Origin of the sequence: Arcobacter aquimarinus, from assembly GCF_013177635.1 — a bacterium.
Lineage (GTDB): Bacteria > Campylobacterota > Campylobacteria > Campylobacterales > Arcobacteraceae > Aliarcobacter > Aliarcobacter aquimarinus.
The window spans coordinates 2,494,419-2,520,808 of record NZ_CP030944.1 but is presented as its reverse complement, the minus strand read 5'-3'; the positions used below and the strand labels follow the sequence as shown (position 1 = coordinate 2,520,808).

The 26,390-nt window shown below is 27.1% G+C and carries 28 protein-coding genes; 13 read left to right on the top strand and 15 right to left on the bottom strand.

The window, feature by feature from the left end; genetic code table 11:
- Positions 1-227: 227 nt before the first annotated feature.
- Together ruvC and purN are read left to right on the top strand one after the other, a co-directional pair.
- Positions 228-692, top strand: coding sequence for a crossover junction endodeoxyribonuclease RuvC (ruvC, locus tag AAQM_RS12730; protein ID WP_128985868.1), 465 nt, complete (start codon positions 228-230; stop codon positions 690-692).
- Positions 693-736: 44 nt separating this feature from the next.
- A complete protein-coding gene (gene purN / locus AAQM_RS12725) occupies positions 737-1,315 on the top strand; it encodes a phosphoribosylglycinamide formyltransferase (protein WP_129095492.1) in 579 nt (192 codons plus the stop codon).
- 11 nt (positions 1,316-1,326) lie between these two features.
- On the opposite strand, the gene AAQM_RS12720 is transcribed toward purN, so the two are convergent.
- The 15 genes from AAQM_RS12720 to AAQM_RS12650 all read right to left on the bottom strand — a co-directional run bounded on the left by AAQM_RS12720 (position 1,327) and on the right by AAQM_RS12650 (position 14,302).
- A complete protein-coding gene (locus tag AAQM_RS12720) occupies positions 1,327-1,782 on the bottom strand; it encodes a hypothetical protein (RefSeq protein ID WP_129095493.1) in 456 nt (151 codons plus the stop codon).
- A gap of 68 nt (positions 1,783-1,850) precedes the next feature.
- On the bottom strand, positions 1,851-2,465 hold the full coding sequence (locus AAQM_RS12715) for a trimeric intracellular cation channel family protein (RefSeq protein WP_129095494.1): 615 nt from the start codon (positions 2,463-2,465) through the stop codon (positions 1,851-1,853).
- Positions 2,466-2,483: 18 nt separating this feature from the next.
- On the bottom strand, positions 2,484-3,401 hold the full coding sequence (locus AAQM_RS12710) for a glutaminase (RefSeq protein ID WP_129095495.1): 918 nt from the start codon (positions 3,399-3,401) through the stop codon (positions 2,484-2,486).
- Positions 3,402-4,241 carry an FAD-dependent thymidylate synthase gene (locus tag AAQM_RS12705; RefSeq protein ID WP_128985863.1) on the bottom strand — a complete coding sequence of 280 codons (840 nt, stop codon included), beginning with the start codon at positions 4,239-4,241 and terminating at the stop codon, positions 3,402-3,404.
- A 101-nt stretch (positions 4,242-4,342) separates the two neighbouring features.
- Positions 4,343-4,579: a sulfurtransferase-like selenium metabolism protein YedF gene (yedF, locus tag AAQM_RS12700; protein WP_129095496.1), complete on the bottom strand. Its 237-nt coding sequence runs from the start codon at positions 4,577-4,579 to the stop codon at positions 4,343-4,345.
- A 3-nt stretch (positions 4,580-4,582) separates the two neighbouring features.
- Positions 4,583-5,785: a selenium metabolism membrane protein YedE/FdhT gene (gene yedE, locus AAQM_RS12695; RefSeq protein WP_129013557.1), complete on the bottom strand. Its 1,203-nt coding sequence runs from the start codon at positions 5,783-5,785 to the stop codon at positions 4,583-4,585.
- Between the two features lie 176 nt (positions 5,786-5,961).
- Positions 5,962-7,158, bottom strand: coding sequence for an ArsS family sensor histidine kinase (locus tag AAQM_RS12690; protein WP_129095497.1), 1,197 nt, complete (start codon positions 7,156-7,158; stop codon positions 5,962-5,964).
- Between the two features lie 3 nt (positions 7,159-7,161).
- Positions 7,162-7,827, bottom strand: coding sequence for a response regulator transcription factor (locus AAQM_RS12685; protein WP_129095498.1), 666 nt, complete (start codon positions 7,825-7,827; stop codon positions 7,162-7,164).
- Entirely contained in the window at positions 7,799-8,908 is a 1,110-nt protein-coding gene (locus tag AAQM_RS12680) for a cytochrome b/b6 domain-containing protein (RefSeq protein ID WP_129095499.1), read from the bottom strand. The genes AAQM_RS12685 and AAQM_RS12680 overlap by 29 nt, the downstream gene beginning before the upstream one ends.
- Before the next feature lie 2 nt (positions 8,909-8,910).
- On the bottom strand, positions 8,911-9,417 hold the full coding sequence (locus AAQM_RS12675; RefSeq protein WP_129095500.1) for a diheme cytochrome c: 507 nt from the start codon (positions 9,415-9,417) through the stop codon (positions 8,911-8,913).
- Positions 9,418-9,426: 9 nt separating this feature from the next.
- Entirely contained in the window at positions 9,427-9,828 is a 402-nt protein-coding gene (locus AAQM_RS12670; RefSeq protein ID WP_129095501.1) for a DUF1924 domain-containing protein, read from the bottom strand.
- Between the two features lie 76 nt (positions 9,829-9,904).
- Positions 9,905-10,264, bottom strand: a complete 360-nt coding sequence (locus AAQM_RS12665) for a diacylglycerol kinase (RefSeq protein WP_129095502.1) — start codon at positions 10,262-10,264, stop codon at positions 9,905-9,907.
- Positions 10,242-10,943: a phosphatase PAP2 family protein gene (locus AAQM_RS12660; protein WP_129095568.1), complete on the bottom strand. Its 702-nt coding sequence runs from the start codon at positions 10,941-10,943 to the stop codon at positions 10,242-10,244. The genes AAQM_RS12665 and AAQM_RS12660 overlap by 23 nt, the downstream gene beginning before the upstream one ends.
- Positions 10,921-12,570, bottom strand: a complete 1,650-nt coding sequence (locus AAQM_RS12655; protein ID WP_228254530.1) for a phosphoethanolamine transferase — start codon at positions 12,568-12,570, stop codon at positions 10,921-10,923. The genes AAQM_RS12660 and AAQM_RS12655 overlap by 23 nt, the downstream gene beginning before the upstream one ends.
- On the bottom strand, positions 12,548-14,302 hold the full coding sequence (locus AAQM_RS12650) for an LTA synthase family protein (protein ID WP_228254531.1): 1,755 nt from the start codon (positions 14,300-14,302) through the stop codon (positions 12,548-12,550). Before AAQM_RS12650 ends, AAQM_RS12655 begins: the two co-directional genes overlap by 23 nt.
- A 301-nt stretch (positions 14,303-14,603) precedes the next feature.
- Here AAQM_RS12650 and typA point away from each other — a divergent pair, with 301 nt between their 5' ends.
- From typA to AAQM_RS12595, 11 genes are all read left to right on the top strand, one after another.
- Positions 14,604-16,418 carry a translational GTPase TypA gene (gene typA, locus AAQM_RS12645; RefSeq protein WP_129095504.1) on the top strand — a complete coding sequence of 605 codons (1,815 nt, stop codon included), beginning with the start codon at positions 14,604-14,606 and terminating at the stop codon, positions 16,416-16,418.
- Between the two features lie 256 nt (positions 16,419-16,674).
- Positions 16,675-18,039, top strand: a complete 1,365-nt coding sequence (locus AAQM_RS12640; protein ID WP_129095505.1) for a circularly permuted type 2 ATP-grasp protein — start codon at positions 16,675-16,677, stop codon at positions 18,037-18,039.
- Position 18,040: 1 nt separating this feature from the next.
- A complete protein-coding gene (locus tag AAQM_RS12635; protein WP_129095506.1) occupies positions 18,041-18,709 on the top strand; it encodes an alpha-E domain-containing protein in 669 nt (222 codons plus the stop codon).
- Positions 18,706-19,659, top strand: a complete 954-nt coding sequence (locus AAQM_RS12630) for a M14 family metallopeptidase (protein WP_129095507.1) — start codon at positions 18,706-18,708, stop codon at positions 19,657-19,659. Before AAQM_RS12635 ends, AAQM_RS12630 begins: the two co-directional genes overlap by 4 nt.
- Positions 19,646-20,578, top strand: coding sequence for a M14 family metallopeptidase (locus AAQM_RS12625; protein ID WP_129095508.1), 933 nt, complete (start codon positions 19,646-19,648; stop codon positions 20,576-20,578). Before AAQM_RS12630 ends, AAQM_RS12625 begins: the two co-directional genes overlap by 14 nt.
- A 90-nt stretch (positions 20,579-20,668) precedes the next feature.
- Complete coding sequence (locus AAQM_RS12620) at positions 20,669-21,130, top strand: RrF2 family transcriptional regulator (RefSeq protein ID WP_129095509.1); 462 nt, start codon at positions 20,669-20,671, stop codon at positions 21,128-21,130.
- A gap of 184 nt (positions 21,131-21,314) precedes the next feature.
- The gene (locus tag AAQM_RS12615) at positions 21,315-22,385 is read left to right on the top strand and encodes a sulfate ABC transporter substrate-binding protein (RefSeq protein ID WP_129095510.1); all 1,071 of its coding nucleotides are present in this window, start codon (positions 21,315-21,317) and stop codon (positions 22,383-22,385) included.
- Entirely contained in the window at positions 22,366-23,589 is a 1,224-nt protein-coding gene (locus tag AAQM_RS12610; protein WP_228254532.1) for an EAL domain-containing protein, read from the top strand. The genes AAQM_RS12615 and AAQM_RS12610 overlap by 20 nt, the downstream gene beginning before the upstream one ends.
- 12 nt (positions 23,590-23,601) lie before the next feature.
- Positions 23,602-24,456 carry a sulfate ABC transporter permease subunit CysT gene (gene cysT / locus AAQM_RS12605; RefSeq protein ID WP_129095511.1) on the top strand — a complete coding sequence of 285 codons (855 nt, stop codon included), beginning with the start codon at positions 23,602-23,604 and terminating at the stop codon, positions 24,454-24,456.
- Positions 24,453-25,313, top strand: a complete 861-nt coding sequence (gene cysW / locus AAQM_RS12600) for a sulfate ABC transporter permease subunit CysW (RefSeq protein WP_129095512.1) — start codon at positions 24,453-24,455, stop codon at positions 25,311-25,313. Before cysT ends, cysW begins: the two co-directional genes overlap by 4 nt.
- Positions 25,314-25,328: 15 nt before the next feature.
- A complete protein-coding gene (locus AAQM_RS12595; RefSeq protein WP_129095513.1) occupies positions 25,329-26,390 on the top strand; it encodes a sulfate/molybdate ABC transporter ATP-binding protein in 1,062 nt (353 codons plus the stop codon).

Genomic DNA, 26,390 nt, shown 5'->3' with positions numbered 1-26,390 from the left:
CTATTTATAAACTCTTTAATTGTAATTACTAGATATTATATCTAAATTTTTTATAAAAGAGCTTCAAATAGGGTGAAAGTGATTAAATTTATAGAAAAAACAAAGTTGTACACATAGTGAATAAGTAGTGAATAAATTTTTTCTTTTAAGTAAATTTATATTATAAAAATACCATAATTTGGGCTTTGTAGCTATGTGAATAAAATAAATATGAAAAGAGTGAAAAGTTGAAAATATTAGGAATTGACCCAGGAACTAGAAACTGTGGATATGCAATAATTGAAAAGAATGGAAGGGAAATAAAACTTTTAGAAGCAGGGCTTATAAAAATAAAAACAAAAATTTTACAAGAGCAAATTGTTGAGATGACAGAAGGATTTGATCTATTATTTTCTAAGCATAAAATTGATGAGGTTTCAATAGAAGATATGTTTTATGCATTTAATCCAAAAACAGTTATAAAACTTGCACAATTTAGAGGAGCTATAAGTTTAAAAATTTTACAAGAGTTTGGAAATTTTTCTGAATATACTCCTTTACAAGTAAAACAAGCAGTTACAGGAAATGGAAAAGCTACAAAAGAACAGGTATCTTTTATGGTTAAAAGATTATTAGGAATTAAAAAAGAGATTAAACCACTTGATATTACAGATGCTATTGCAATTGCATTAACTCATGCCCAAAGATTATAAACATAATTTTGTTATAATTTTAGCTTTAAAAAATAGGAAAAAGAATGAAAAAAATAGGAATTTTAGCCTCTTATAATGGAAGTGGTTTTGAAACTATTCAAAAAGCCATACAGAATAATGAATTTGATGCAAAAGTGGTTGTAATAATTACAAATAATACTAATGCAGGGGTCTTACAAAAAGCTCAATCTTATAATATTCCTCATTTTATAATAAATGATAAAAGATATCCAAATGAAAATTTAGATGAGAAAATAACTAAATTACTTTTGGAATTTGAGTGTGATTATATATTTTTATCTGGTTATATGAAAAAAATTGAATCAAAACTTTTAAGTGCATTTCCAAATAAAATAATAAATACTCACCCAGCAATTTTACCTTCAATTTATGGTGGAGTTGGAATGTATGGAAGATTTGTTCATGAAGCTGTTATAAAAAATGGAGAAAAAAAATCTGGTGTTACAATTCATTATGTAAATGAAGTTTATGATGAAGGTGAGAAAATATTAGTAAAAGAGCTAGAACTTACACTAAACGAAACAGTTGATAGTTTGGAAACTAGAATAAAAGAGCTTGAAAAAGAGGCTATTGTTGAAGCATTTAAAAAACTACTAGCCTAAGCTAGTAAGTTTTATTTTATAATAGCTTCTAATTCTTCTTTAGTAGTAATTTTAGCTATATTCGTAACTTTTGAATTATCTAAAGTATAAACTATAATTTTTCCTTCTTCTTTACTAAAATTATCTTTATTTGTATCATCTAATAATAAAACTGAAAATGGATACTTTTTCATTTTTGGTAAAGCGATAAATTTTGAGATTAAGCTAGGCATTCCTGAGATATCAGCAACATAAACAGCATTGTTTTTAGTTAGAATATCTGCATCTTTTGAAAGTAAATACTCTTTTAAAATATCACTTGTTCCTTTATCAGAAGCAAATAAAATAGTTTTAACATTTGCATCTATAGTATGCTCTTTTTCAAATTGATCTTTGATTTTTATAGCAGGTACTTGACTATCTATAGTTAATGAACTTGCTATTGCACTTAGACCTAATAAAGCTGTAAATAAAAATTTTCTTATCATTTCTTTTCCTTTGGTATTAAAATTGGGTGATTTTATCTATAAAAAGTAAACAAAAGGTTAAGAAGAAATTATTCTTTAGATAAAGTTGGTAAATGCCAATTTCTGTAATATGCAAGAAGTCTTAACGCAACTCCAAAAATAAAAACAAGAGTCAAAATAGGTAAATTTCTTAAATGAAAAATTTCAAGAACAAATATTATAGTAGCAATAATTAAAGCAACAGTCGCATAAAATTCTGATACTAAAATAGAAGGAACTCTATTTATTAAAATATCTCTGATTGTTCCTCCTCCTACAGCTGTTAAAAATGCAAGTATTAATACACCTAAGAAGTTAAATTCATTTTGAATGGCAACAATAGAACCTGTAATTGAAAAAGATACTAAACCTATTGCATCAGAGATTATAAAAGCAGTTTTACCTTCTAAATCATCAATTTTATGAAGCTTGAATAATAAAGCAATTACAACAGTAGCTACAACTAAAATAACAGGTAGATTTGTAGTGAAAACATAAGGAGTTCTATCTGCTAAAACATCTCTTATCATTCCACCACCAAGTGCCGTTAGAAATGAAGAGATAAAAACTCCCAAAATATCAAGTTTATAATGAACAGCAATTAAAAACCCACTCAATGCAAAACAGATAATTCCTATAATATCAGCTATTTCTAATGCAGTCATAATCTAAAATCCTTAAATTTAAAAAATTGATAAACCAGTTTTTGTAGTAAATAATTCTAAAGCTTTTGTACCAATAAGTGAATTTCCTTGAATGTTTAATCTTGGAGAATATACACAAATTGCCATTTTTTTTGGAACAATTGCAACAATTCCTCCACCAACTCCACTTTTTCCAGGAAGCCCAACTTTATATGCAAAATCACCACTTGCATCATAATGACCACAAGTAAGCATCAAAGAGTTAATTCTTTTTGCTTTTGATTCAGTTATTATACACTCATTTGTAAGTGGATTTTCTCCATGATTTGCTAAAAAAAGCATAGACTTTGCAAGTTGAACTGGACTCATCATGATAGAGCATTGTTTAAAATAAGTTTTAATCACATCATCTATATTATTATGAATATTTCCAAAACTTTTTATCATATTTATTAAAGCATAATTTCTAAAACCATGCTCTAATTCTGAATTAAAAATTTCTTCATCATAAGTTATTGTTTCATCATTTGATACTTTTTTTATAAAATCTAAAATATTTTCAAAACTATTTTTTTTATAAATTGAAACTAAACTATCAGCAGTTACTATTGCACCTGCATTTATAAATGGATTTCTAGGAATTCCATTTTCGTATTCTAGTTGAACTAAAGAGTTAAAAGGGTTTCCAGATGGTTCATGACTAACTCTTTTATATAAATCTTTTCCATAGTTATTTAAAGCAAGAGTAAATGTGAAAACTTTAGAAATACTTTGAATAGAAAATTTTTTATTTACTTCTCCAATGCCAAAAGATGTTCCATCAAACATTTGAATTGACATTGAAAATTGATTTGGATTTACATTTGCAAGTGCTGGAATATAACTTGCAACTTTCCCTTCATTAAATAAAGGTTGAATCTCTGATTCAATTTCTTCTAAAATTGATTGATAGTTCATCTATTTTTCTATTAACTCTTTCATAGCTTCTGCTGTTTTTCTAATTTCCCATTGAGCGTGAGAATCAAGTCTTAATTTGAAGTAATTTTCAAGTTGAGTTGGTTGAAAACCTCCCCAAATTTGAGAATAACCAGCTTGAGGAATTATACGTCTAGCTTCTTGAGGTTTAACACCTTCTTCTAATGCTTTATAATAGTGTTCTAAACAAATATCTAAAATCTTTTGAGTATCACCAGCATCGCTTGTAATATCTTTCATTTTTTCACTAATATAAAAATCAAAAGGAACTCTTTTCCCACTTACATATCTTCTACTAAGCTCTTGCCAATTAACTCTATGTCTTACCATTTGAGAACGAGTTGGGAAATCAACTTTGTATAAAAATACCTTGAAATGCTCTTTGATAATATTACACTCTTCAAGTGTGTTATAAGTAGTTCGAATATCAAAAGAGTAAGCTTTTGGATTGTTTTCAAAATCATAAACTAAGGCTCTATAATTTGTAAGTAAATATTTTCCTTCACATATTAATTCACCAAATTTTTTAGTATTTGAATACTCAAGTGCTAAAATTTCTTGATGTTTAGAATTTAAAGGGTCTAGTAAAACAGGTACAAATTCAAAAGAAGAAGAGGGTAAACCTTGAGATTCAGCCATAAGTCTGTTATATAAACTTTCGCTTCCTAAGGCTTTTGGTGATTGATAACAAATTGATGCAACTTGAGTAATAGCTAAGATTCTATTCTCTTCATTTAGATTTGCCTTTGAAAAATCCCATTGCTCAACAAATGCAATGTTATCTTCAAAAATATTTTCTTTTTTATTTATAAGTTGAATCATTTTTTACCCTTAATTTTAATTGGGGCAATTATATAAAAAAGTTGTTGAAGTATCTATTATCAAAGATTGTATTAATAAATTTTAATACAATCTTTTAAACATTATTTTTGTATTAAATATTTGATAGTTGGACCACTACTATCTATATTTAAAACTTTATATCCGTGATTTTTTGCATCAATTGGAATATTATTTATACTTTGTGGACAATCACTAATTATTTCTAAGATTTCACCTTTTTGTAAACTTTCCATTGCTTCAAGTGTTTTAACAGCAGGATATGGACAAGGTTCACCTTGCATATCAAGTCTATAATCTGGAGTTATATTCTCTTTCATAGGTTAATTTCCTTTATTTTTTAATTTTTGTTTGTAATTTCTTTCTAATTTTAAAATTAATAAAAATAGTAAAAATAGCAAAATATAATTCATAAATAATCCACCATAAGAACCAAATGATTCAAGAAGATTTATTTTTGGCCAAGAAGTTGCAAGTGATATTGAAAAACTATCCCAAGTAAATGCAAGAAAAGTTGCTCCTATTACATTTCCAATTCCAACAATCCAAAAGTGAACTTGTCCTTCAACAGCTCTATACATCCAACCACATTCACAACCACCAGCAAGTACAATTCCAAAACCAAACAATAATCCACCAAGTATTGCATTTGGTCCTGCCCACATAATTTTTGCAGGAGTTCCAATCATAATGTAACTAAAAACACCAATAGTTGAAACAGCCATTCCAATAATAATAGCGATAGCAAGTTCATTTCTTCCTGTTGTAAAAATATCTCTAAATGCAGAAGTAAAACAAATCTGAGCTTTTGCAATTAATAGACCAAAAGCACAACCAAAAAGTACAGCAATACCAAGTTTTTCACTATTTGCAAAAAATATTAAATATAAAGCCCAAATAATTGCAGCAATAAATACGAAAGTACCAAATTTAAAAAATGATTTTATTTGTGTTTCATCTTTTTGCAACTCTTTACTACAAGATACTTTTTGAAGTTTGATTTTTGATTGGAAAAATGGAAGCATAGTAACTTTTGCTCCTAAATAAACACCAACAATCATAGCAATTGTAAAAAACCAAGCATGCACTGAAAATTGAGGAATACCTGTAAATAAGCTAGCTAAGTTACAACCCATTCCCAGTCTTGCTCCAAATCCTGCGATTATTCCACCTATTAAAGCTTGAGCAATCCTGATGTTACTTGCAGGCATTCTAAGTTTTACATTATTTCCCCAAAAAGCAGCAGCAATACAACCAGCAAACATACCTATAATCATTACTCCATCAATACGAGTTAGGGAAGTTCCTTCCATCTTCATAATTTTGTAATATCCCCAATTACTGATATCAACACCAAAGAATTGTAAGATGTGTCCTCCCCATCTTGTAAATTCTCCTGTAACTGCCCAATAAGTTCCAGTTATACCAAAATAGTAAGCTGCAAGCACTCCAAGTGCTATAACAGCAGGTGTTGGACGCCAAAAATTAACCATATAGGTTTGTCTAAATTGCTTGAAATATTCCATGCAAAATCCTTTCAACATTATGTTTTGATTTTTGAAATTTTTTGGATAATGCTTTTTTTTAAAAGTATTACTATCCGAAGTTGAGATTAAAAAGTAATTGTCTCTATTTGTACCACAAATCTAAAGGCTGAAATAATAGTTAAAAATTACTTAGATTTGTTTAAAATGGTAAAAATTTATTTACCAAAATTTATTTTAAAGATATTGAAATCATTTTCGTAAGAGTAAGAAAGTGAAAAATCATGTCTATCTATTACTTTTTTTACAATACTTAATCCCAAACCAAAACCATCTCTTTGTGATAACTCTTGTGTAAAAGGTTTTAGATAATATTCAAACTCTTTAGAAAGTTTTTCACCTTTATTTAAAATAGAGATTTGATTTTTATCTATTTCTATAATTATAGGAAGATGATTTGTATATTTTAGAGCATTATCAAGCAAATTTTTTATGGCAATTGATAAATAGTATAAATCTCCTTGGATTTTAAAATTTTCATCTATTAAAATATTAATTTTTGATTCGTCATCTAAATAGAGTTTCCCCAAAGATTCAATTATTAAAGTTTCTGCATCAAAAGTTGTTTTATTTAATTTTGTTAAATCTAATTTTTCAAGTTCTAATAACTCATTTGTTAAAAGTTCTAAATCTTTAAAAATCTTTTTCAATAACTCTTTTTGTGAAAAGTCATCTATTTTTTCAATTGCAAATTTTCCTTTTGCAATAGGAGTTCTTAATTCATGTCCTATATCTCTTAAAAGTTCTTCTCTTGTTTTTATAGAATTTTCCAAAGAAGAAGCCATAGTATTAAATGTTTTTGCTAATGTTCCTATTTCATCATTTGATTTTATATTTATTCTTGTTTCAAGATTTCCTTGTGCAAAATTTTTAATTTGTTTAGTTATTACTTTTAAAGGAGAGAGTAGTTTTAAAATATATACGAAAATAAGAAATAATAAAAATATATCAAGAAATACTAAACTATTTAAAATATATTTGTCAATAATATTTTGTTCATCGGGAGCTTTGAAAATATATTTTTTATCAAAATAATCTATTAGGATTATAAATTCATCTTCGAAAGATTCTTTTATAATTTCAACTTTTCCAAAATCATATTTTGATGAATAAAGAGTTTCAAAATCTTTACCTGAACTTTTTTTTAAAGTTTTAAAGTGGTGTTCATTAAGTAATTTATTTAGTAGGATTTTATTTTCAATATTTTCAATAATATCTTCTACAATAGCCAAATATTTTTCTTGAATTAGTTTATTTAATCTTTTATTATTTATATTATTAGTCCAAAAACCAATAAGACCCATAACAAATATGCTTAGAAAAAATAAAATAGAAATTTTTTTAAAGATTGACATTTTTTATCCTACAAATTTATAGCCTATACCCCAAACAGATTTTATAAATTTAGGATTTTTTGAATCATCTCCAATTTTATATCTTATATTTGAAATATGCATATCTATAGTTCTATTTTTTGTATTTATATCTAATGAAGTTGCGTTTATAATCTGTTCTCTTGATGATATTTTATTTAAATTTTCACATAAAAATATAAAAATATCAAACTCTATTTTTGTAAAATCAATTGGAAAATCATCTAAAAAAACAGTTCGGTTTTCTTTATCTATTAAAAAATCACCAATTTTTATGGTTTTTTTAAAAGTTTTTCTCAAAATATTTTCAATTCTTAAAACCAATTCTCTAGGTTCATAAGGCTTTGCTAAATAATCATCGGCTCCAAGCTCAAAACCATGTATTTTATTTCCTATATCACCCCTTGCTGAGGAGATAATTATAGGAGTATCTTTAATAGATTTTAATTTTTTAAATAAATCAAATCCATCCATATCAGGAAGCATTAAATCAAGAATTATAAGCTCATAATCCTCTTTTTTAAAGTTTTCTATGGCATCTTTTGGATTTTCAAATACGTTACAATCAAAACCATAATCTTTTAGATATTCTGCAATAAATTTTTGCATTTGTAAATCATCTTCAATTAAGAGGATTTTTAATGTTTTCATCTTCAATTAGTCCTTTTTCAATATCAATATGACAAGCTTTACAGTTTGCTTTACTTTTGATTTTTTCATTATTAAAAATCTCTTTGGGTAAATCTTTGTGGGTTTTTTCCCAATAAGTTGTTTTACTCATTGCTATTATATCTTGATTTTTTATGCTTTGTAAAAATTTGAAACTTGACTCCATTGTAGAATTCTCAGCACTATTTTTAAGTAAAAAAGCCAAAATATTTTTATTTGATTCAACATCCAGTGAAGCATCATCTCCAAAATGATTTTCTAAATCAGCCATTATTAATTCCCATGATTTTTTAGGTAAAACAGAAGGAGGATAAAGAGTGTGGCAAGAAGCACACTCTTTTACAAATAGTTCATTTTGTGTTTTGTAATCTATAGTTTCATATTTTGAAGCTACAAGAAGATTTTTAGGGTTATAAATATTAAAGATAAGAAATCCAACAAAAAATATAAACATTAAAAGGGAGAACATCTTTTGATAAATGTTTAATTTTATACTTTCATTTTCACTTGTAATTTTGTAACCAGTAACTATAGAGTTTAAAGTCTCTTGTTTTTTATGTAAGAATTTGTCCGCAAAAATTCCACATAAATGAGCAATTATTAAAGCTATAAAAAGATTTGATAAAACTTCATGTAACTCTTCAAATAGCTCCATTTTTTTAAAAAATGAATCATTTAAAAAAGAAAAAACTCCTTTCCCTTCTTGAATTCCAAATAATAATGCACCTGATAATACTGCTAAAATAGCCACTATAAGCATAGAAATCATCACATAAGAGGCTAGGGGATTGTGACCTATATATTTTTGTTTTTCTTCAAAAATGTGATTTAAAAAATCTTTTACATTTTTTTTACCTGTAGGAAAATCTTTAAATAAAGAGTATTTAGGTCCAAAAAATCCCCAACAAATTCTAAAAAAAACTAAAATCAAAACACCATAACCAATTATCGCATGATAATTTAACCATTCATCCTCAGCACTTAAAAATGCCAAAATAATAAATAATGCAAAAAGAGCGTGAAAAACTCTAGTAGGAAGAGACCAAATATATGATTTATTCATATTTAATCTTTATCCCATTTTCCATAATTTGGAATATCAACATCTTCTTCACTAAAAATACCTTTTTTTGCATTTTGATGACAAGCTGTACAATTAAATAGTCCCTTTACTTCTTTTTGAGTAATTAACTCTTTTTTTATTTCTTTATGCTTTTTTTTCATGTAAGGAGTTGTTGAAATAGAATCAGGTATTTCATTTGATGTTAAACTTTCAACTATTTTTTTACTTCTTTTATAATTCATATTTTTTTCGGCACTATTATCATTTAGATATTTTGATAGAGATTGAAAAGTTTTTTCATCAACACTAGCATTATCTCCAAAGTGATTATCTAAATCATTCATCATTTTATTCCAAGCATTACTAGGTAAAAGTCCAGCAGGATAAGCAAAATGACAACTTCCACACTCTTTTATATATAGTTCATTGTTTACAGGAGCTACAGTAACTTTTAAACCACTAGCAAATAAAACAGATGCACTAAAAGTTAAAAATATTAATTTTTTCATATTTTTACCTTATTGATTTATGATGTAAGTTGTTACATCACCTTTTTCAAGAGCTGTACCTTCTCTTACATAAACGTCATTGAAGTTTCTTTTCATCCATTTTTCAATTTCAGCTATATCTGTGAACCTTTTTTTATTTGCTTTTGGTGAAAGTGGCTCAATAACTTTTCCTGTAAAAAAGTTTTCATTTGATTTGCTTAAATCTACTCCATGGCAAGATGTACATGAAATCTCTTTTCCTTTTTTTCCTATATGTTTTGAAGTAAAAATTTGTTCACCTCTTTTTGCATCAAAACCTTTAAAACTAGGATTCTCTTTTAAAACTTCTTGTTTTAAAGAATCTAAATAATCATCAACAACAGCACTAAAGCTAAAAGTAGCAATCAATGCACTAATTAGTAAAATTTTCATAATTTCTCCTCCTTTTACATATAGAAGTTTAGAAGAATAGTTTAAAATTAAGTTGTTAAGTTTCTTGACAATTTCTTTACAAAATATCTATTAAGAGTATTAGCCAAGTAATTACAAAAATAAAAATACTAATAAATACAATAGCACTTCCCACATCTTTAGCTCGTCCTGCCATTTCATGGTGTTCTAGGGTTACTAAATCAACAGTTCTTTCAATTGCACTATTTATAGTTTCAGCTAGAATCATTCCCATTAAAGTTATAAACATTAAAGCTTTATTTGTCAAATTGGTATCAATAAAAATAATAACAGGAATTAAAAGTAAGGTAATTATTAGTTCTATTTTAAATGAAGTTTCATTTTTAATTAAATCTATTAAACCTTTTATTGCATAAGATGTATTTTTAAAAAAATTATATTTTGGTTGATTTCTCAAAGTCTTTTCCTTTTATTATTTTTACTATTATTAAAATTATAAGCCAAGCTAAAATCATGGTTACCAAGGTATGGCTTAAAAAATGGTCACCTAAAAGCATTTTATATGCACCTGTTACACATCCTAATATTATAGATATAATTAAAGCTTTTTTTTGATTTGAAGCTGTTTTAAACAAAAAAAACAGTGCCATTAAAGAAAATCCCATACTTGCATGACCTGCTGGCCAACATTTGATTTTTGATTCTTGTATAAAATCTTTTGGATAAGAATCAAATAGTTTTATATTTGGATAGTCTCCTCCAAAAATAGCCAAATTACAAGGACAAGGAGTATTTGTATTGTTTTTTAATGATACTACAATTGTTGGAATAAAAATAGTTGATAATAAAACAATTAATAGACCTTTTTTATACTCTTTTATTAGATTTGTTTTTCTAAAAAAAATTAAAGAAATCAAAACTAAAATAGAAAAAAATATAAAAATCTTTTTAAATCCATCATAAAAAAAGAGTTTCAAAATAGGCTCATTTTTGTCTATAAGCCAAGTTTTTGTATTAAAATCATAAAAAAACGATTGAATAAAAATATCTAAATTTGTAAATTCAAATATGCAAATAACAACTATTAAAAAAATAGTTGTAATTGCTATTTGCTTATTTATTTTTTCTTGCATCATTGAAAATATCCATCTTTTTGTTGTAAACTTCACTTTGAACTTCAAAAAGTCCTAGTAATGAGTGAAATAAATTATCTTGCGAAAATTCTTTATCTTTATAAGTTTTTAGTTTTTCTATATCTATATCCTCTTCTTTTAAACTTTGGCTTGCCCAAAAAATTGAAGCTACATTTGTTTGCTCTTTTGGTGCAATAAAATAAGGCATACCGTGTAAATAAAGTCCATTTTCACCCAAACTCTCTCCATGGTCACTCATATAAAACATTGCGGCTTCGTAATCTTTTGAATAGGGTTTTAAAAATTTTATAACTTCAGATAGAAAATAATCAGTATGTAAAATGGCATTATCATAAGCATTACTTACTTCTTCTTGTGTACAGTTTTCTAACTGATTTGTTTTACAAACAGGAGTGAATTTTTCAAACTCTTTTGGATATCTTTTATAATATGCAGGTCCGTGATTACCCATTTGGTGAAGAACAATTAAAATATCTTTATTTGGATGATTTTTGATATATTTATCAAGACCAATAATCATTCCTTCATCTCTACACTCTGTTTCATCACATTTTGTATTTATTTCTGGATTTTTAAAATCTTCATAATCTACTCTTAGAGCAACACCTTTTGAATCCGAATTATTATCTCTCCACAAAATTTCAACATCTTTTGTGTTTTTTAAAACATCAAGAACATTTTGAGTACTTATTCCTTTTTTATAGTCATATTGTGTTCTATCGAAAATAGAGAACATACAAGGAACACTATAAGCTGTTGAAGTTCCACATGAAGAGATATTTGAAAAACTTACAACTTCTTCATTTTTTAAAAGAGGATTTGTCTCTTTTTCATAGCCATTTAAAGAAAATCTATCGGCTCTTGAAGCTTCACCTAAAACCATAATAATTAGTTCTGGTTTTTCTATCTCTTCATTTTCTACAATTTTTGCATCAATTCCTATTTGTTTTAACTCCAAAGGTTTAGAATCTATAGTTTTATTTATATAATTTCCAACACTATAAATCCAATAAATAGGATTTACGCTATATCTTAAAGGTTTATGTTCTCTAAAAAATGAAGTGTAAAATTTAGTAAAACTAAATAAAATTAAACCAATTATTGTAAGTGAAAAAAAGATAGTTTGAAATTTTTTATATATCTCTATTTTTGTTGAGTTATAAGTGATTTTTGTTTTTAAAATTATAAAACTTGGGATTATTCCTAGAAAAAATACATAAACTATTAGTTTTAAGTTAAATAAATCTAATGACTCATCAAGGTTTGTTTGTAAGCTATTTCTTATCATTTCACTATCAATTACTACATTATAACTATCCATAAAATAAGCTGTAAATGATGAGATAAAAAGAGTTAAAATTAAAATTGTTTTTGTGGTATATTTTGAAGCAAATAGAGTGAAAAATAGTGTAAATACTGAAATTAATAAAATAATAGTTGAAATAATATAGATTTTATTAAAACCTTCAAAACCATATACATTTATAATATTTTTAAAGAATGAAAAATTATAAAAAAGAGTAAAAAATATTGAAGTAAAAAATATTAGTTTATACTGTGAAGAGATTTTTATCAAAGTAAATCCTTTATCTGTAAAGTTTTTTTTCATACATATCACTTAGAACATGAATTAGTGCAAGTGCTGTATTTTCTAAATTTTTATTATGTTCTTTTTCTTGTAATTTTGAATCTTTATAATAAAACGTTTTAGCCTCTTTATTTGGAATTAAAACAGCCACTTCATTATCTTTTCTAAAAGCATAAGTATCATTAAAAAGCATAAAATTAATATTATTCTTTTTATCATTAAAAATTGAATTACCTAAGATTGGGTATTGTAAATCTAAACCTATTAAATCAAGAGCAGTTGCTAAAACATCAGGTTGAGAAGATAAGTTGTTATAAAACTGTTGTTTGATATTTGAAGCTATTATCACTGCAGGTATTTTAAAAGTTGAAATAGGAATAGTTTCATCTCCATAAGTTCTTACATTATGATCAGCAACTACAACAAAAACTGTATCTTTATAATATTCTTCTTTTTGTGCAAGTTCAAAGAATTTTCCTATTGCAAAATCAGCATATTTTATTGCATTTTTTACATCATTTTTTGGAAGATTTTCTATAAATTCTATTTTATTATCAGGTAATTCAAATGGAGCATGATTTGATTGTGAAAACATTACTGTTACAAAAGGTTCTTTATTTTTATTGTATTCTTTAAATTTTTCATTTGCTTTTATAACTAAATCCTCATCACTAACTCCCCAAGTACTTGTAAAAAGTGGATTTTTAAAATCTTTTTGTTCAATTACTTCATCAAAACCATTTCCTAAATACCAATTTCTCATATTGTCAAATCTTCCTTCTCCTCCATAAATAAAACTAGATTTGTAACCAAAAGGTTTTAATAGTTTTGCAATAGTAAGAAAATCACTTTGAGATTTATTTCTTTTAATAACACTATCTCCAATAATAGGTAAATAACCAGAAGTTAAAGCTTCTAATCCTCTCACACTTCTTGTTCCATTTGCATAAAGATTTGTAAAAGCTAAATTTTTATTTGCTAAATTATTTAAATTTGGAGTTAAATCTTTTTCTTCACCTGCAAAAGAAGTAAATTGTGCACCCATACTTTCTTGAACAAAAATTACTAAATTTTTTGGTTTATCTGTTTTAAAATGAGTTTTTTCTAACCTATTAAAAGGTTTAGATGCATCATTAAAATCTATATTAAGAGTATTTGAAACTAAGTTATAAGCTTCCAAAATAGAAACTTTTCCATATTTATCAGCAAGATTTTTTTCATTTTTTTTGTAACTATAAAAGGCATAACCGACATTATAAAGAGAGTTTTTTGTTATTTCATTTAAAACTCTGTTAGAACTATAAAGTGCATCAGAAATATTTGCAGGTCGATGTCCTATAGAAGAGCGAATCATTAAAAAAGCTATTAAAACTAAAGGTATAAATAGTATTAATCTTTTTAAATAAGAGGTTTTAAAAGAATTTTCAAAATTAATGAAATCTTTTTTTAAAAAAACTATAGAAGCTAAAATCATCATTATAAATGAAATTAAAAGTTCTAATTTATAATCTTTAAATAGTAAAGAAGCTATTTCATGAGGATATTCAAGATACTCCAAAAATAGATAATTTGGTCTAACATCATATTGAAGAAAAAAAGGAAAAGTTGCATTTTCAATAAATATTAAAAATATCATCCAAAAAAATAGATAAAAATATAAAATTTTTGAAATAGTTTTTTTAAAATATTTAGGTATTAAAGTTATAGATATTATTATAGGAGTTAGAATAATTCCTATTAATATAGAGTCCATTCTTATTCCATAAAAAAAGCTAAGTAGAGATTCTGTTAAATTTATATCTAAAAAACGGTCGAAAAAAAATAGATATAAAAATAATCTACCAATAAAAAGTATGGATACTAAGAGTAAATAAGATTTTATTAATTCACGAATTAAGAACAAAAAACATCCTTTATATATTTTGATAATAGAATCTTAATTGACAATTGTAAAAAGAGATTGTTTTGAATCTTTACATTTTCTTTACACTTAATATATAAAAAAATTAAGCTTTTTTTTAGTATAATCGCGAAAATTTATAAAAAGAGAATCAATGAGAGACATTAGAAATATCGCAGTAATAGCGCACGTTGACCACGGTAAAACAACACTTGTAGACCAACTTTTAAAACAAAGTGGTACATTTTCAGCACACCAAAATGTAGATGAAAGAGTTATGGATAGCAATGCTATAGAAAAAGAGAGAGGAATTACTATTCTTTCTAAAAACACAGCAATTGATTATGAAGGTGTTAGAATTAACATTATTGACACTCCAGGACACGCCGATTTTGGTGGAGAAGTTGAGAGGGTTTTAAAAATGGTTGATTCTGTTTTACTTCTTGTTGATGCACAAGAGGGAGTTATGCCTCAAACAAAATTTGTTGTAAAAAAAGCTTTATCTTTAGGACATAGACCAATCGTTGTTATCAATAAAATTGATAAACCAGGTGGAGAGCCAGATAGAGTTATTGATGAGGTATTTGACCTTTTTGCAAATATGGATGCAACAGAAGAGCAATTAGAATTCCCAGTTGTTTATGCAGCAGCAAGAGATGGATATGCGAAATTAGCTTTAGAAGATGAAAATAAAGATTTAACGCCATTATATGAAACTATTTTAAAAGAAGTTCCAAAACCAAAAGGTGATGATGCAAATGGTTTACAACTTCAAGTATTTACTCTTGATTATGACAATTTTATTGGAAAAATTGGAATTGCAAGAATCTTCAATGGTACAATTTCTATGGGAGAAACTGTAGTTTTATGTAAAGCTGATGGTGAAAAAATCAAAGGAAGAGTTACTAAACTTATCGGATTTAAAGGTATGGATAGATTTGATATTAAACAAGCAGGAACTGGTGATATCGTAGCTGTTGCTGGTTTTGAAACTATTGATGTTGGAGATTCTTTATGTGATCCAAATAATCCAATGCCACTTGATCCAATGCATATTGAAGAACCAACACTTTCTGTTACATTTGCTGTAAATGATTCTCCATTAGCAGGAACTGAAGGTAAATATGTTACTTCAAATAAAATCAACGAAAGATTAGCTTCTGAAATGAATACAAATATTGCTATGAGTTATGAGCAAATTGGTGAAGGTAAATTTAAAGTAAATGGAAGAGGTGAACTTCAAATTACTATTTTGGCTGAAAATATGAGAAGAGAAGGTTTTGAGTTCTCTATTGGAAGACCTGAGGTTATTATTAGAGAAGAAAATGGTGTAAAAATGGAGCCATTTGAGCATTTAGTAATCGATTTACCAGATGAATTTACAGGTGCAATTATCGAAAAACTTGGAAAAAGAAAAGCTACTATGACAAACATGGTACCAATGGGTGAAGGTTATACAAGGTTAGAGTTTGAAATTCCTGCACGTGGATTAATTGGTATTAGAACAGAGTTCTTAACAGAAACAAAAGGTGAGGGTGTTATGAATCACTCATTCTTAGAGTTTAGACCATATTCAGGAACAGTTGAGTCTAGAAAAAATGGTGCTTTAGTTTCTATGGAAAATGGAGAAGCTTTAGGTTATTCAATCTTTAACTTACAAGACAGAGGTATTATGTTTATTAAACCTCAAGATAAAGTATATATTGGTATGGTTATTGGTCAACATGCAAAAGATAATGATTTAGATGTTAATCCTATCAAAGGAAAAGCTCAATCAAATGTAAGATCAAGTGGTGCTGATGAAGCTATTAAATTAGTTCCACCAAGACAAATGTCTTTAGAAAATGCACTAGAGTGGATTGAAGATGATGAGTTAGTTGAGATTACACCTCTTTCTATTAGAGTAAGAAAAAAAGAGTTAGATCCTACAGTTAGAAAAAGAACTGCAAAAAAAGAGAAGTTTGCTTAATAGCACTTTTTAATCACTTCCAAAATAACTTGAAGCTAAAAAGCTTCAAGTTCTTCTAAATAAATTTCTTTATTTTTTTAAAATAATTTATTTTCTATAAAAATTATTAGTAAATATATCAAATTGCTATGTTATTGTCACTTTTCTTAGAGAAAATAATGTATATAAATTAAACAGCTAAAATTGAAACTATAAATAATATTTAGTCTTTTTTTATTTTAATCGTATTAGAATTTATTAGTTTAGGAGGTGTGAATTGTTAGATGTTAAAAATACGAATACAGAATTGTTTTGGGAAATATTTTCCAAGCAAGATAGACTAAAGATTGACGAATTTCAAAAGTATATGGATAAGTTTGCTGTAAATTTTAATCTATATAAAGATGGAAATTTTATAGAAAGGTCTCTTCCTTTTGATGTTATTCCTAGAATTATTGATTCAAAAGAGTTTGATAAAATGGATAGAGGTTTATCTCAAAGAATAAAAGCACTAAATCTTTTTTTGGAAGATTTATATACAGATAAAAAGATTATAAAAGATGGAATAATTCCACAAGAGTTTGTATATCAAGCAAAGGGTTATTTAAAAGAGTTAGAAGGTTTTTCTCCAAATAAAAAAATTAGAACTCATATAAACGGAATTGATTTAGTAAAAGATACTAAAACTGATGATTGGGTTATTTTGGAAGATAATTTGAGAGTTCCAAGTGGTGCTAGTTATCCTTTATCAATAAGAGATACTTATAGAAAAATCTATCCAGAATTTTTTGAGAAAATAAAGATAAAACCTATAAAAGCTTATCCTTCTATTTTAGAAGAAGCAATGAATTATGTAAGTTGTGGAGGAATAAATGTTGTTTTAACTCCTGGAAGATTTAACTCAGCTTATTATGAACATGCATATTTAGCAAAAAAAATAGGCGCTCAACTTGTTAGAAATGAAGAATTAATTGTAAAAGATAAGGTTTTATATTTCAAAAATTATGATGGGAAATTAATCAAAGTAGGGGCTGTTTATAGAAGACTTGATGATGAATTCTTAGACCCAAGATTCTTTAATGAAGAGAGTTTAATAGGTGTTTCTGGAATTATGGAAGCATATTTATCGGGTAATGTAGCTATTATGAATGCTCCTGGAAATGGAATAGCAGATGATAAAGGAATTTACTATTTTGTTCCAAAAATGATTAAATATTATTTAGGTGAAGAGCCTATTTTACATAATGCTCCTACTTATTTACCATATTTTGAAGAAGATAAAAAATATATATTTGAAAATATGGATAAATTAGTAATAAAAGATGTGGCAGAAGCTGGTGGATATGGCGTAATGTTTGGACATAATATGTCAAAAATACAAATAGAAGATTTAAAAACTATTATAAGTGCAAATCCAAGAAGATTTATAGCTCAAGAGTTAATAGAATTTTATGATGAAGAGTGTTTTATAAATGATGAAGTAGTTCCAAGAAAAGCAGATTTTAGAGCCTATGTTGTAATGAGTGATGAACCAAAAGTTTGGCAATGTGGTTTGACTAGATATGCAATGGAAGCAGGAAATTACTTGGTAAATTCATCACAAGGTGGTGGTTTTAAAGATACTTGGGTTGTGGAGGCTTAATATGGAGCAATTATTAACAGCAAATGTGGCAAATAATCTTTATTGGTTTGGAAGATATTTAGAAAGAGTTGAATCTACTTTGATTGAGGTTGTATATCATTTTGATAGAATAATTGATATTGATAAAAATTCAGGAAAAGAATTTTATAAAAAATTAGGAATAGAAATAGAGTATGAAAATGCGAAAGATTTCTTAAATGCAGCAGTTTTTGGTAATCACTCTTCAAATTTATATCAACTAATCTCTTATGCAAAAGAGAATGCAATAATATGTAGATCAAATCTAGATACAGAAGCTTTTGGATCTGTTATAGAGTTGGCTGACTTATTGAAACATTCAAGTCATTCAAGTTTTTCTATAGATTGCAGATTCATTGATTATGTACTTTCGTTGATTAGTGAAATTTGGGGAGAATTAACAAGACGTCAAAAAAGAAATACAAGTGATTATTTTTTAAGGTTAGGAAAACTTGTAGAAAAAGTAGATTTTCATGTAAGAGTACAAAAAGATAAGGAGTTATCTTTAGTTATTATGGATGAAATTGATAAAATAGTTACAAGATTAGCACCTAATTCGGAGTTTAAACCACATAATCAAACAGATTCTTATGAAGTTATTATAAGTTCAATAAATGGAAAAATAAAAAAAATTATAGTTGAGGAACAATGAAAACAAGTGAAATTTTCACATCAAATCTACCAGTTGGAGAGAAATTATCTGTAAAAAGAACAAGATTTGAACCAAAAAGTGTAGATAATAAAAAAATGAAAAGAATCTCTATTGTAAGTGGAATCCATGGAGATGAGTTGGAAGGGCAATTAGTTATTTATTTGTTAGCTGATTGGTTAAATAAAAATAATGATAAGTTAAAAGGTATAGTTGATATTTATCCTGCTGTTAACTCTTTGGGAGTTGATACAATTACAAGAGGGTTCCCTTTATATGAAGTTGATTTAAATAGAACTTTTCCTGGAAGTGCAAATGAATTTTTGCCAGGTCAAGTTGTATATGCTTTAGCTAATGATGTAAAAGGTAGTGATATTGCAATTGATATTCACTCAAGTAATATTTTTTTACGGGAAATTCCACAAATCAGAATAAATAAAGAGTATTCAAAATCAACCTTAGCTCTTGCAAAAGAGTTGAACTGTGATTTTATTTGGATACATGATGCAGTTACTGTTTTAGAGGCGACTTTTTCACATACTATGAATTCGATGGGTACAAAAACTTTAGTAGTTGAAATGGGTGTAGGAATGAGACTTACAAAAGAGTATGGGAATCAGCTTTTAATTGGTATTTTAAATTTGATGAAAAAAGAAGGCATTATCGAATGTGAAGAAGAGTTTACAGTAAGAACACCATTTAGTTCAGAAATAGGTGATGTTTTTTATTTAAATGCTCCTAAAAGTGGTCTTTTTGTACCTGCTCTTGATCATTGTGCTATTATAAAAGAGGGTGATAAAATAGGTGATATTGTAGATCCTTTAACAGGGACAATTTATTCAACTTTAAAAGCACCAAATGATGGAATACTTTTTACTTTAAGAGAGTATCCAGTTGTTTATGAAGGTTCTTTGATTGCTAGAATTTTTGGAGAAAAAAGTGGAAAAAATTGAAATTTTAAGAATAGAGTCTTTAAGTCGTGATCCTTTAGTTGTTGAAGGGTATTTATTTAAAGGAACAAATCCAAATGCTCCTAAAATTGCAATTGTTGGAGCGATGGAAGGTGAGTCTATATTGCCTTTATATTGTGCTTCAACTTTAGTTGATTTTTTTAAGAATAAACTTGAAAAAGAGAAATTAAAAGGTGATGTTTTAATTATTCCTTCTATAAATCACTATGCTTTAAATATATCAAAAAGATTTTGGCCTTTGGATAATACAGATATCAATATGATGTTCCCTGGTTATGAATTAGGTGAAACAACACAAAGAATTGCAAAAAAAGTGTTTGATGCTTTAAATGGTTATGATTATGGAGTTATACTTGAAAGACGTCCTGATCCAGCAACTTGTTTGCCTTATATAAAACTTTATAAAAGTGGATATGAAGATTTACTTGCAGCAAAGAAGTTTGGTTTTAAACTAATTCATCATAGAACAATGAAATCAATAGATACTGTAACTTTACAATATAACTGGCAACTTTGGGGAACTAAAGCTTTTTCTATTATGTGTCCTAGTGATAATCAAGTAGATAAAAAAGTTGCAAGTCAAATAAATCAAGCAATTATTAGATTTATGGATAAAAGTAAAATCTTAAATTATCATATTTTTAATGGATATGAATCAACAGTTATGGATAGAAATACAATAAGTGTTGTAAAATCTGCTAAAAGTGGAATTTTTATCTCAAAAGAATTACCTGGGAATTATGTATCAAAAGACCAAGTAATTGGTGAAATAGTACATTCTTTAGAGGGAAATGTAATACATCAATTTTTAGCACCTTGTAATGGAATGGTTACTTGTTTTTATAGTAATTCACTGATTTTTGAACATGCAGTGGCTTTTAGGATTGCAAAAATTGGCTAGAAAACTAGCTAATTTTGTAATTTTTATAAAATAGCTATTGACAAGTTTAAAATAAAAGATTATAATTATCACCAATTTAGTAGGTGATAAATGAAAATATCGAAAAAAACAGATTATGCATTAAGAGCTTTGTTTGCAATAGCTCAACAAAAAGAGAGTTCTATTTCAATTAGAGAATTATCTGAAAGTACTGATGTTCCAAGAAGATTTCTTGAAAATATTATGCTTGAAATGAATAAAGCTGGTTGGGTTAGTAGTATTCCAGGTCGTTATGGTGGATATATTTTAGCAAAAGCTTCAAACGAAATAACTTTAGGTGAAGTAATAAGATATTTTGAAGGTATGATAGCTATGATATCTTGTGTATCAGTTTCAAGTTACGAACCTTGCTCTCAAGAAAGCAAATGTTATTTTAGAAGAGTTTTTCTAAATATAAGAAATTTGACAGCTCAAATTTTAGATAAAACAACTATAGCTTCTTGTTTAGCACAAGAGCCAGTTTCAAAAGAAGATATTTATAAAGAAGAGTTTATAGGTGGTTTAGGTATTTAACCTAAGCATCTATATTTTTTTAAACTTTTAATATTCACCTATTTAGTGTATATTATATTAGAAGGAGCAAAAATGATGTGTCCCATGAGTAAAATAAAGATTCGTTCAAAATAATAAGGTGAGATTTTTTTAAATCTTTAATATTCATACATTTAGTGTATATTAGTTTAAACAGGAAAATAAAATGAAAATAAAAAATTTAATAGTGGCTACATTTGTAGCCCCAATTTTAGCAATTGCAAGTGAAACTTATGATTTCAAAAAAGAGAGTGAAAAAGAATCTATAGAGATTTTAAATGTATCTTATGACCCAACAAGGGAGTTTTATACAGATTATAATAAAGAGTTTAGTATTTATTGGAAAGAGAAAACAGGTCAAAATATAAAAATAAAACAATCTCATGGTGGGGCTGGAAAACAAGCACGAGCTGTGATTGATGGATTAAAGGCAGATGTAGTTACTTTAGCTTTGGCATATGATATTGATAAAATTTCACAAAGTACAAATCTATTTCCTCAAGATTGGCAAACAAGATTAGAAAATAATTCATCTCCATATACTTCAACTATTGTATTTTTAGTAAGAAAGGGAAATCCAAAAGGGATTAAAGATTGGAATGATTTAGTAAAAGATGGTGTTGAAGTAATCACTCCAAATCCTAAAACTTCTGGAGGTGCAAGATGGAACTATTTAGCAGCTTATAGTTATGCAATTAAACAAGAGTTAAAAGATATTAATAATATTGATAGAAACTCTGAGAAGTTCAAAGAAGCAGATATTAAAGCTTTAGAATTTGTGAAAAAAGTATATAAAAATGTTCCAGTTCTTGATTCTGGCGCAAGAGGAGCTACAAATACTTTTGTTCAAAGAAAAATAGGTGATGTTTTATTAGCTTGGGAAAATGAAGCTTTTTTAGCAATCAATGAGTTAGGAAAAGATGAGTTTGAAATAGTTGTACCTACTATTTCTATTTTGGCTGAACCTCCTGTTACAGTTGTTGATGAAAATGCTAAAAAAAGAGTAGCTTATAATGTTTCAAAGGCTTATTTAGAGTATTTATATTCACCTATAGGACAAAAATTAGCAGCAAAGCATTATTATAGACCAGCAAAATCTGAATTAGTAAATCAAGAAGATTTAAAACTTTTTCCAAATCTTGAACTTGTAAAAATAAATGATATTTTTGGAAGTTGGCAAGATGCTCAAAAAACTCATTTTGATGATGGTGGAACATTTGACGCAATTTATAGATAATAAAGAGTTTGAGATTAATCTTCCAAATAGAAAAGAGTTTTTAGAAGATAATAAAAATAAAACATTTAATAAAGTAGCTATTTTTGATGTTAATGGGTTTGGAAATATTAATCACTATTATGGATATGATTTTGGAGAAAAAGTATTAAAAATAATCTCTTTAAGATTAGAGAATAGATTTTTAAATAGCAAAATCTATTATTTAGGAGCAGATATTTTTGCATCTGCTTCAAGTGAAGATATTTCAAAAGATAGGTTTATTCAAACTATAAAATCAATTATTTGGTATTTTGGTTATTCACCTATTGAAGTTGATGGATTTAAAATATATATACCTTTGAGAGTTGGTGTTGCTATAAATTATCCTGAACTTTTGTTTACTGCTGAGTTTGCTTTAAAACAAACAAAAATAGTAAAACATAATCTAGTTATTTATGATGCTGAACAACATCATATTTGTCATCCAGATTCTTTATCAATAGAACAAGATTTGTATTGGGAAGGGCAAATAATAGAAGCAGTAAGAAGAGATAAATTTGAAATTTTTGCACAGTTAATAAGCAATCAATTTGAAAAAAAATATGAGATCTTAGTTCGTATGAAAAACTCAAAAGGTGAAATAATAAGTCCATATTTTTTTATAAATAGAGCAAAAAAAATAAATTTATATAGTGAAATTACAAAAAAAGTAATTCAAAAATCTTTTGAATTTTTTGAAAACAAAAATATTGAGTTTAGTATAAATCTTTCTATTAGTGATATCTTGGAAAAAGATGTTGTAGATTTTTTGATACAAAAAATTTATGAATTTGATATAGGGCATTTTTTAACAATAGAAATAACAGAGAGTGAAGGTATTGATAATATTGAAGAGGTCATTTCTTTTATAAAAATTGTTAAAAATCTTGGGGTGAAAATAGCAATAGATGATTTTGGAACAGGTTATTCTAACTTTTCATATTTAGTTAGATTACAAGCAGATTTCATAAAACTTGATGGTTCTATCATTCAAGATATAAATAAAACAAAATCGGCAAAAGCAGTTGTTGAAGCAATAGTTTTTTTTGCTAAAAGAATAGGAATAAAAACTGTTGCAGAGTTTGTTTCTTCAAAAGAGATTTATGAAACTTGTAAAGAGTTGGAAATTGATTATTTTCAAGGATATTGGTTTGATGAGCCAAAAAATGTTAAAAAATTAAAATAAGGAAGATTTAAAATGAGACTTAATTTTGGAATATTAAAAAGACAAAAATCCCCAATACCAGGGTTTGGTCTTACGATGGGATATACAGTTTTTTATTTAAGCATAATTGTAATTATTCCTTTAATTGCACTTTTTACAGAGGCTTTTAGTTTGGGATGGGACGCATTTATTAGTGCTTCAACGGATTCAAGAGTAGTTGCTAGTTATAAATTAACATTTGTTACTTCACTAATTGCAGCTCTTGTAAATACTTTTTTTGGACTTATAGTTGCTTGGTGTTTGGTTCGATATACCTTTTGGGGAAAAAGAGTTTTTGATGCGATTGTTGATTTACCTTTTGCACTTCCGACTGCTGTTTCAGGAATTGCACTTACGACTTTGTATTCAAGTCAGGGTTGGTTTGGTCAATATTTAGAACCATTAGGAATAAAAGTTGTGTTTACTCCTATTGGAATTACAATTGCTTTGATTTTTATAGGACTTCCTTTTGTGGTACGAACAATTCAACCTGCACTTGAAGAGATTCAAATAGAACAAGAGGAAGCTAGTGCTAGTTTAGGAGCAACAAGATGGCAAACATTTTATAAAGTGATACTTCCTACAATTTTTCCAGCTTTATTAACAGGATTTGCTTTGTCATTTGCAAGGGCTTTAGGTGAATATGGTTCGGTTGTTTTTATTGCTGGAAATATGCCATTTAAAACAGAAATTAGTACACTTTTGATTATTACAAAACTAGAACAATATGATTTTGCAGGAGCAACTGCAATTGCTGTAGTTATGTTAGTAATCTCTTTTGTAATGTTGTTATTAATAAATATACTTCAAAGATGGAGTTCAAGAAGAAGAGGAATGGAGGCAATATGAAAACACGAAGTAATTCACAAACATCGCTAGATGAATCAAAAGTTGTAAAATATTTATTAATAGGAACAGCTGTTAGCTTTTTAATGATTATGTTAGTTGTTCCTTTGATTACTATATTTGCTGAAGCCTTTAGAAAAGGTGTAGAAGCTTATTTTATCTCTTTTGAAGATGAGTATGTTTTACAAGCAATAAAATTAACTTTAATAACAGCAGCAATTGCAGTTCCTTTAAATTTAGTTTTTGGAGTATGTGCTTCTTGGGCGATAGCAAAATACTCTTTTTTTGGAAAAAGTTTTTTAATAACTTTGATTGATTTACCTTTTGCTGTAAGTCCTGTAATTTCAGGGTTTGTTTATATTTTATTATTTGGTGCGCAAGGTTGGTTTGGGCATTGGTTGATTGAAAATGATGTTCAGATTATATTTGCAGTTCCTGGAATTGTATTAGCAACTATATTTGTAACTTTTCCTTTTGTTGCAAGAGAGTTAATTCCACTGATGCAAGAACAAGGAAATGATGAAGAACAAGCAGCTTTACTTTTAGGAGCTAGTGGTTTTCAAACATTTTGGAAAGTGACACTTCCTAATATAAAATGGGGACTTTTGTATGGAGTAATTTTATGTAATGCAAGAGCAATGGGAGAGTTTGGAGCGGTTTCAGTGGTTTCTGGACATATTCAAGGAGTTACTAATACTATGCCTTTACAAGTTGAGATTTTATATAACGAATATAACTTCGTAGCAGCTTTTGCAGTTTCTACACTTTTAGCAATACTTGCACTTTTAACTTTGGTTTTAAAATATATTTTAGAGTGGAAAGTAGCAAGAGAATTAAAAAAATTAAAAAATGAAGAATAGACAAGGAATAATAAAATGAAAATTGAAGTAAAAAATTTAACAAAATATTTTGGAAACTTTGTAGCCCTTGATAATATAAATTTAGAAATAGTTGAAGGTGAACTTCTAGCACTTTTAGGACCATCAGGAAGTGGGAAAACAACACTTCTAAGAATGATAGCTGGACTTGAAACAGTAGATGACACAGATAAAGGTGAAATTTTATTTAATAATATTGATGTTTCAAAAAAAGATATAGGTGATAGGGATATTGGATTTGTATTCCAACATTACGCACTTTTTAAACATATGACAGTTTTCGAAAATATCGCTTTTGGATTAAGAGTAAAACCAAAAAAGCAGAGATTATCAAATGATGAAATCAATAAAAAAGTTACAAAACTTTTACAACTTATTCAACTTGATGGATTCGCAAACAGATTTCCGTGGCAACTTTCAGGTGGTCAGAGACAAAGGGTTGCACTTGCACGTGCATTAGCAGTTGAACCAAAAGTTTTACTTTTAGATGAACCATTTGGTGCTTTAGATGCAAAGGTTAGAGCAGATTTAAGAAAATGGTTAAAAGAGTTACAAGAAGAGTTAGGAATTACAACTGTTTTAGTAACACATGACCAAGAAGAAGCACTTGAAGTTGCTGATAGAATTGTAGTTATAAGTAAGGGAAAAATAGAACAAGTTGGAACTCCTGAAGAGGTATTTCATAATCCAGCAAATGAGTTTGTAATTAATTTTTTAGGAAATGTAAATTTATTTCATGGAAGAGAAGAAGATGGAAGATTAAATATCGACTCATCTTTGGAAAATCAAGATAACAACTCTAAATTTTTAATTAGACCACATGAATTAGAAATAGTTTCTGTAAATGATAGTGAAGCTATTTTACAAGCAAAAATAAAATATATTCAACTTGCAGGTTCACAAGTAAAAGTAGAATTAACACATTTAGAAAATGAATTAAAGACAGTTTTAGTTGAAATTTCACATTATGAATTTAAAGAAAAAAATATTAAAAAAGGTGATATTGTTGGAATTCGCCCAAGAGCTTTAAGAACATTTGAAGATGGTGCAGGAATTTAA

Excerpts from the sequence above, each read along its gene's own strand:
- purN (WP_129095492.1), top strand. The coding sequence starts at position 737 with ATGAAAAAAATAGGAATTTTAGCCTCTTATAATGGAAGTGGTTTTGAA.
- AAQM_RS12720 (WP_129095493.1), bottom strand. The coding sequence starts at position 1,782 with ATGATAAGAAAATTTTTATTTACAGCTTTATTAGGTCTAAGTGCAATA.
- AAQM_RS12715 (WP_129095494.1), bottom strand. The coding sequence starts at position 2,465 with ATGACTGCATTAGAAATAGCTGATATTATAGGAATTATCTGTTTTGCA.
- AAQM_RS12710 (WP_129095495.1), bottom strand. The coding sequence starts at position 3,401 with ATGAACTATCAATCAATTTTAGAAGAAATTGAATCAGAGATTCAACCT.
- AAQM_RS12705 (WP_128985863.1), bottom strand. The coding sequence starts at position 4,241 with ATGATTCAACTTATAAATAAAAAAGAAAATATTTTTGAAGATAACATT.
- yedF (WP_129095496.1), bottom strand. The coding sequence starts at position 4,579 with ATGAAAGAGAATATAACTCCAGATTATAGACTTGATATGCAAGGTGAA.
- yedE (WP_129013557.1), bottom strand. The coding sequence starts at position 5,785 with ATGGAATATTTCAAGCAATTTAGACAAACCTATATGGTTAATTTTTGG.
- AAQM_RS12690 (WP_129095497.1), bottom strand. The coding sequence starts at position 7,158 with ATGTCAATCTTTAAAAAAATTTCTATTTTATTTTTTCTAAGCATATTT.
- AAQM_RS12685 (WP_129095498.1), bottom strand. The coding sequence starts at position 7,827 with ATGAAAACATTAAAAATCCTCTTAATTGAAGATGATTTACAAATGCAA.
- AAQM_RS12680 (WP_129095499.1), bottom strand. The coding sequence starts at position 8,908 with ATGAATAAATCATATATTTGGTCTCTTCCTACTAGAGTTTTTCACGCT.
- AAQM_RS12675 (WP_129095500.1), bottom strand. The coding sequence starts at position 9,417 with ATGAAAAAATTAATATTTTTAACTTTTAGTGCATCTGTTTTATTTGCT.
- AAQM_RS12670 (WP_129095501.1), bottom strand. The coding sequence starts at position 9,828 with ATGAAAATTTTACTAATTAGTGCATTGATTGCTACTTTTAGCTTTAGT.
- AAQM_RS12660 (WP_129095568.1), bottom strand. The coding sequence starts at position 10,943 with ATGATGCAAGAAAAAATAAATAAGCAAATAGCAATTACAACTATTTTT.
- AAQM_RS12655 (WP_228254530.1), bottom strand. The coding sequence starts at position 12,570 with ATGAAAAAAAACTTTACAGATAAAGGATTTACTTTGATAAAAATCTCT.
- AAQM_RS12650 (WP_228254531.1), bottom strand. The coding sequence starts at position 14,302 with ATGGACTCTATATTAATAGGAATTATTCTAACTCCTATAATAATATCT.
- typA (WP_129095504.1), top strand. The coding sequence starts at position 14,604 with ATGAGAGACATTAGAAATATCGCAGTAATAGCGCACGTTGACCACGGT.
- AAQM_RS12635 (WP_129095506.1), top strand. The coding sequence starts at position 18,041 with ATGGAGCAATTATTAACAGCAAATGTGGCAAATAATCTTTATTGGTTT.
- AAQM_RS12630 (WP_129095507.1), top strand. The coding sequence starts at position 18,706 with ATGAAAACAAGTGAAATTTTCACATCAAATCTACCAGTTGGAGAGAAA.
- AAQM_RS12620 (WP_129095509.1), top strand. The coding sequence starts at position 20,669 with ATGAAAATATCGAAAAAAACAGATTATGCATTAAGAGCTTTGTTTGCA.
- AAQM_RS12615 (WP_129095510.1), top strand. The coding sequence starts at position 21,315 with ATGAAAATAAAAAATTTAATAGTGGCTACATTTGTAGCCCCAATTTTA.
- cysT (WP_129095511.1), top strand. The coding sequence starts at position 23,602 with ATGAGACTTAATTTTGGAATATTAAAAAGACAAAAATCCCCAATACCA.
- cysW (WP_129095512.1), top strand. The coding sequence starts at position 24,453 with ATGAAAACACGAAGTAATTCACAAACATCGCTAGATGAATCAAAAGTT.
- AAQM_RS12595 (WP_129095513.1), top strand. The coding sequence starts at position 25,329 with ATGAAAATTGAAGTAAAAAATTTAACAAAATATTTTGGAAACTTTGTA.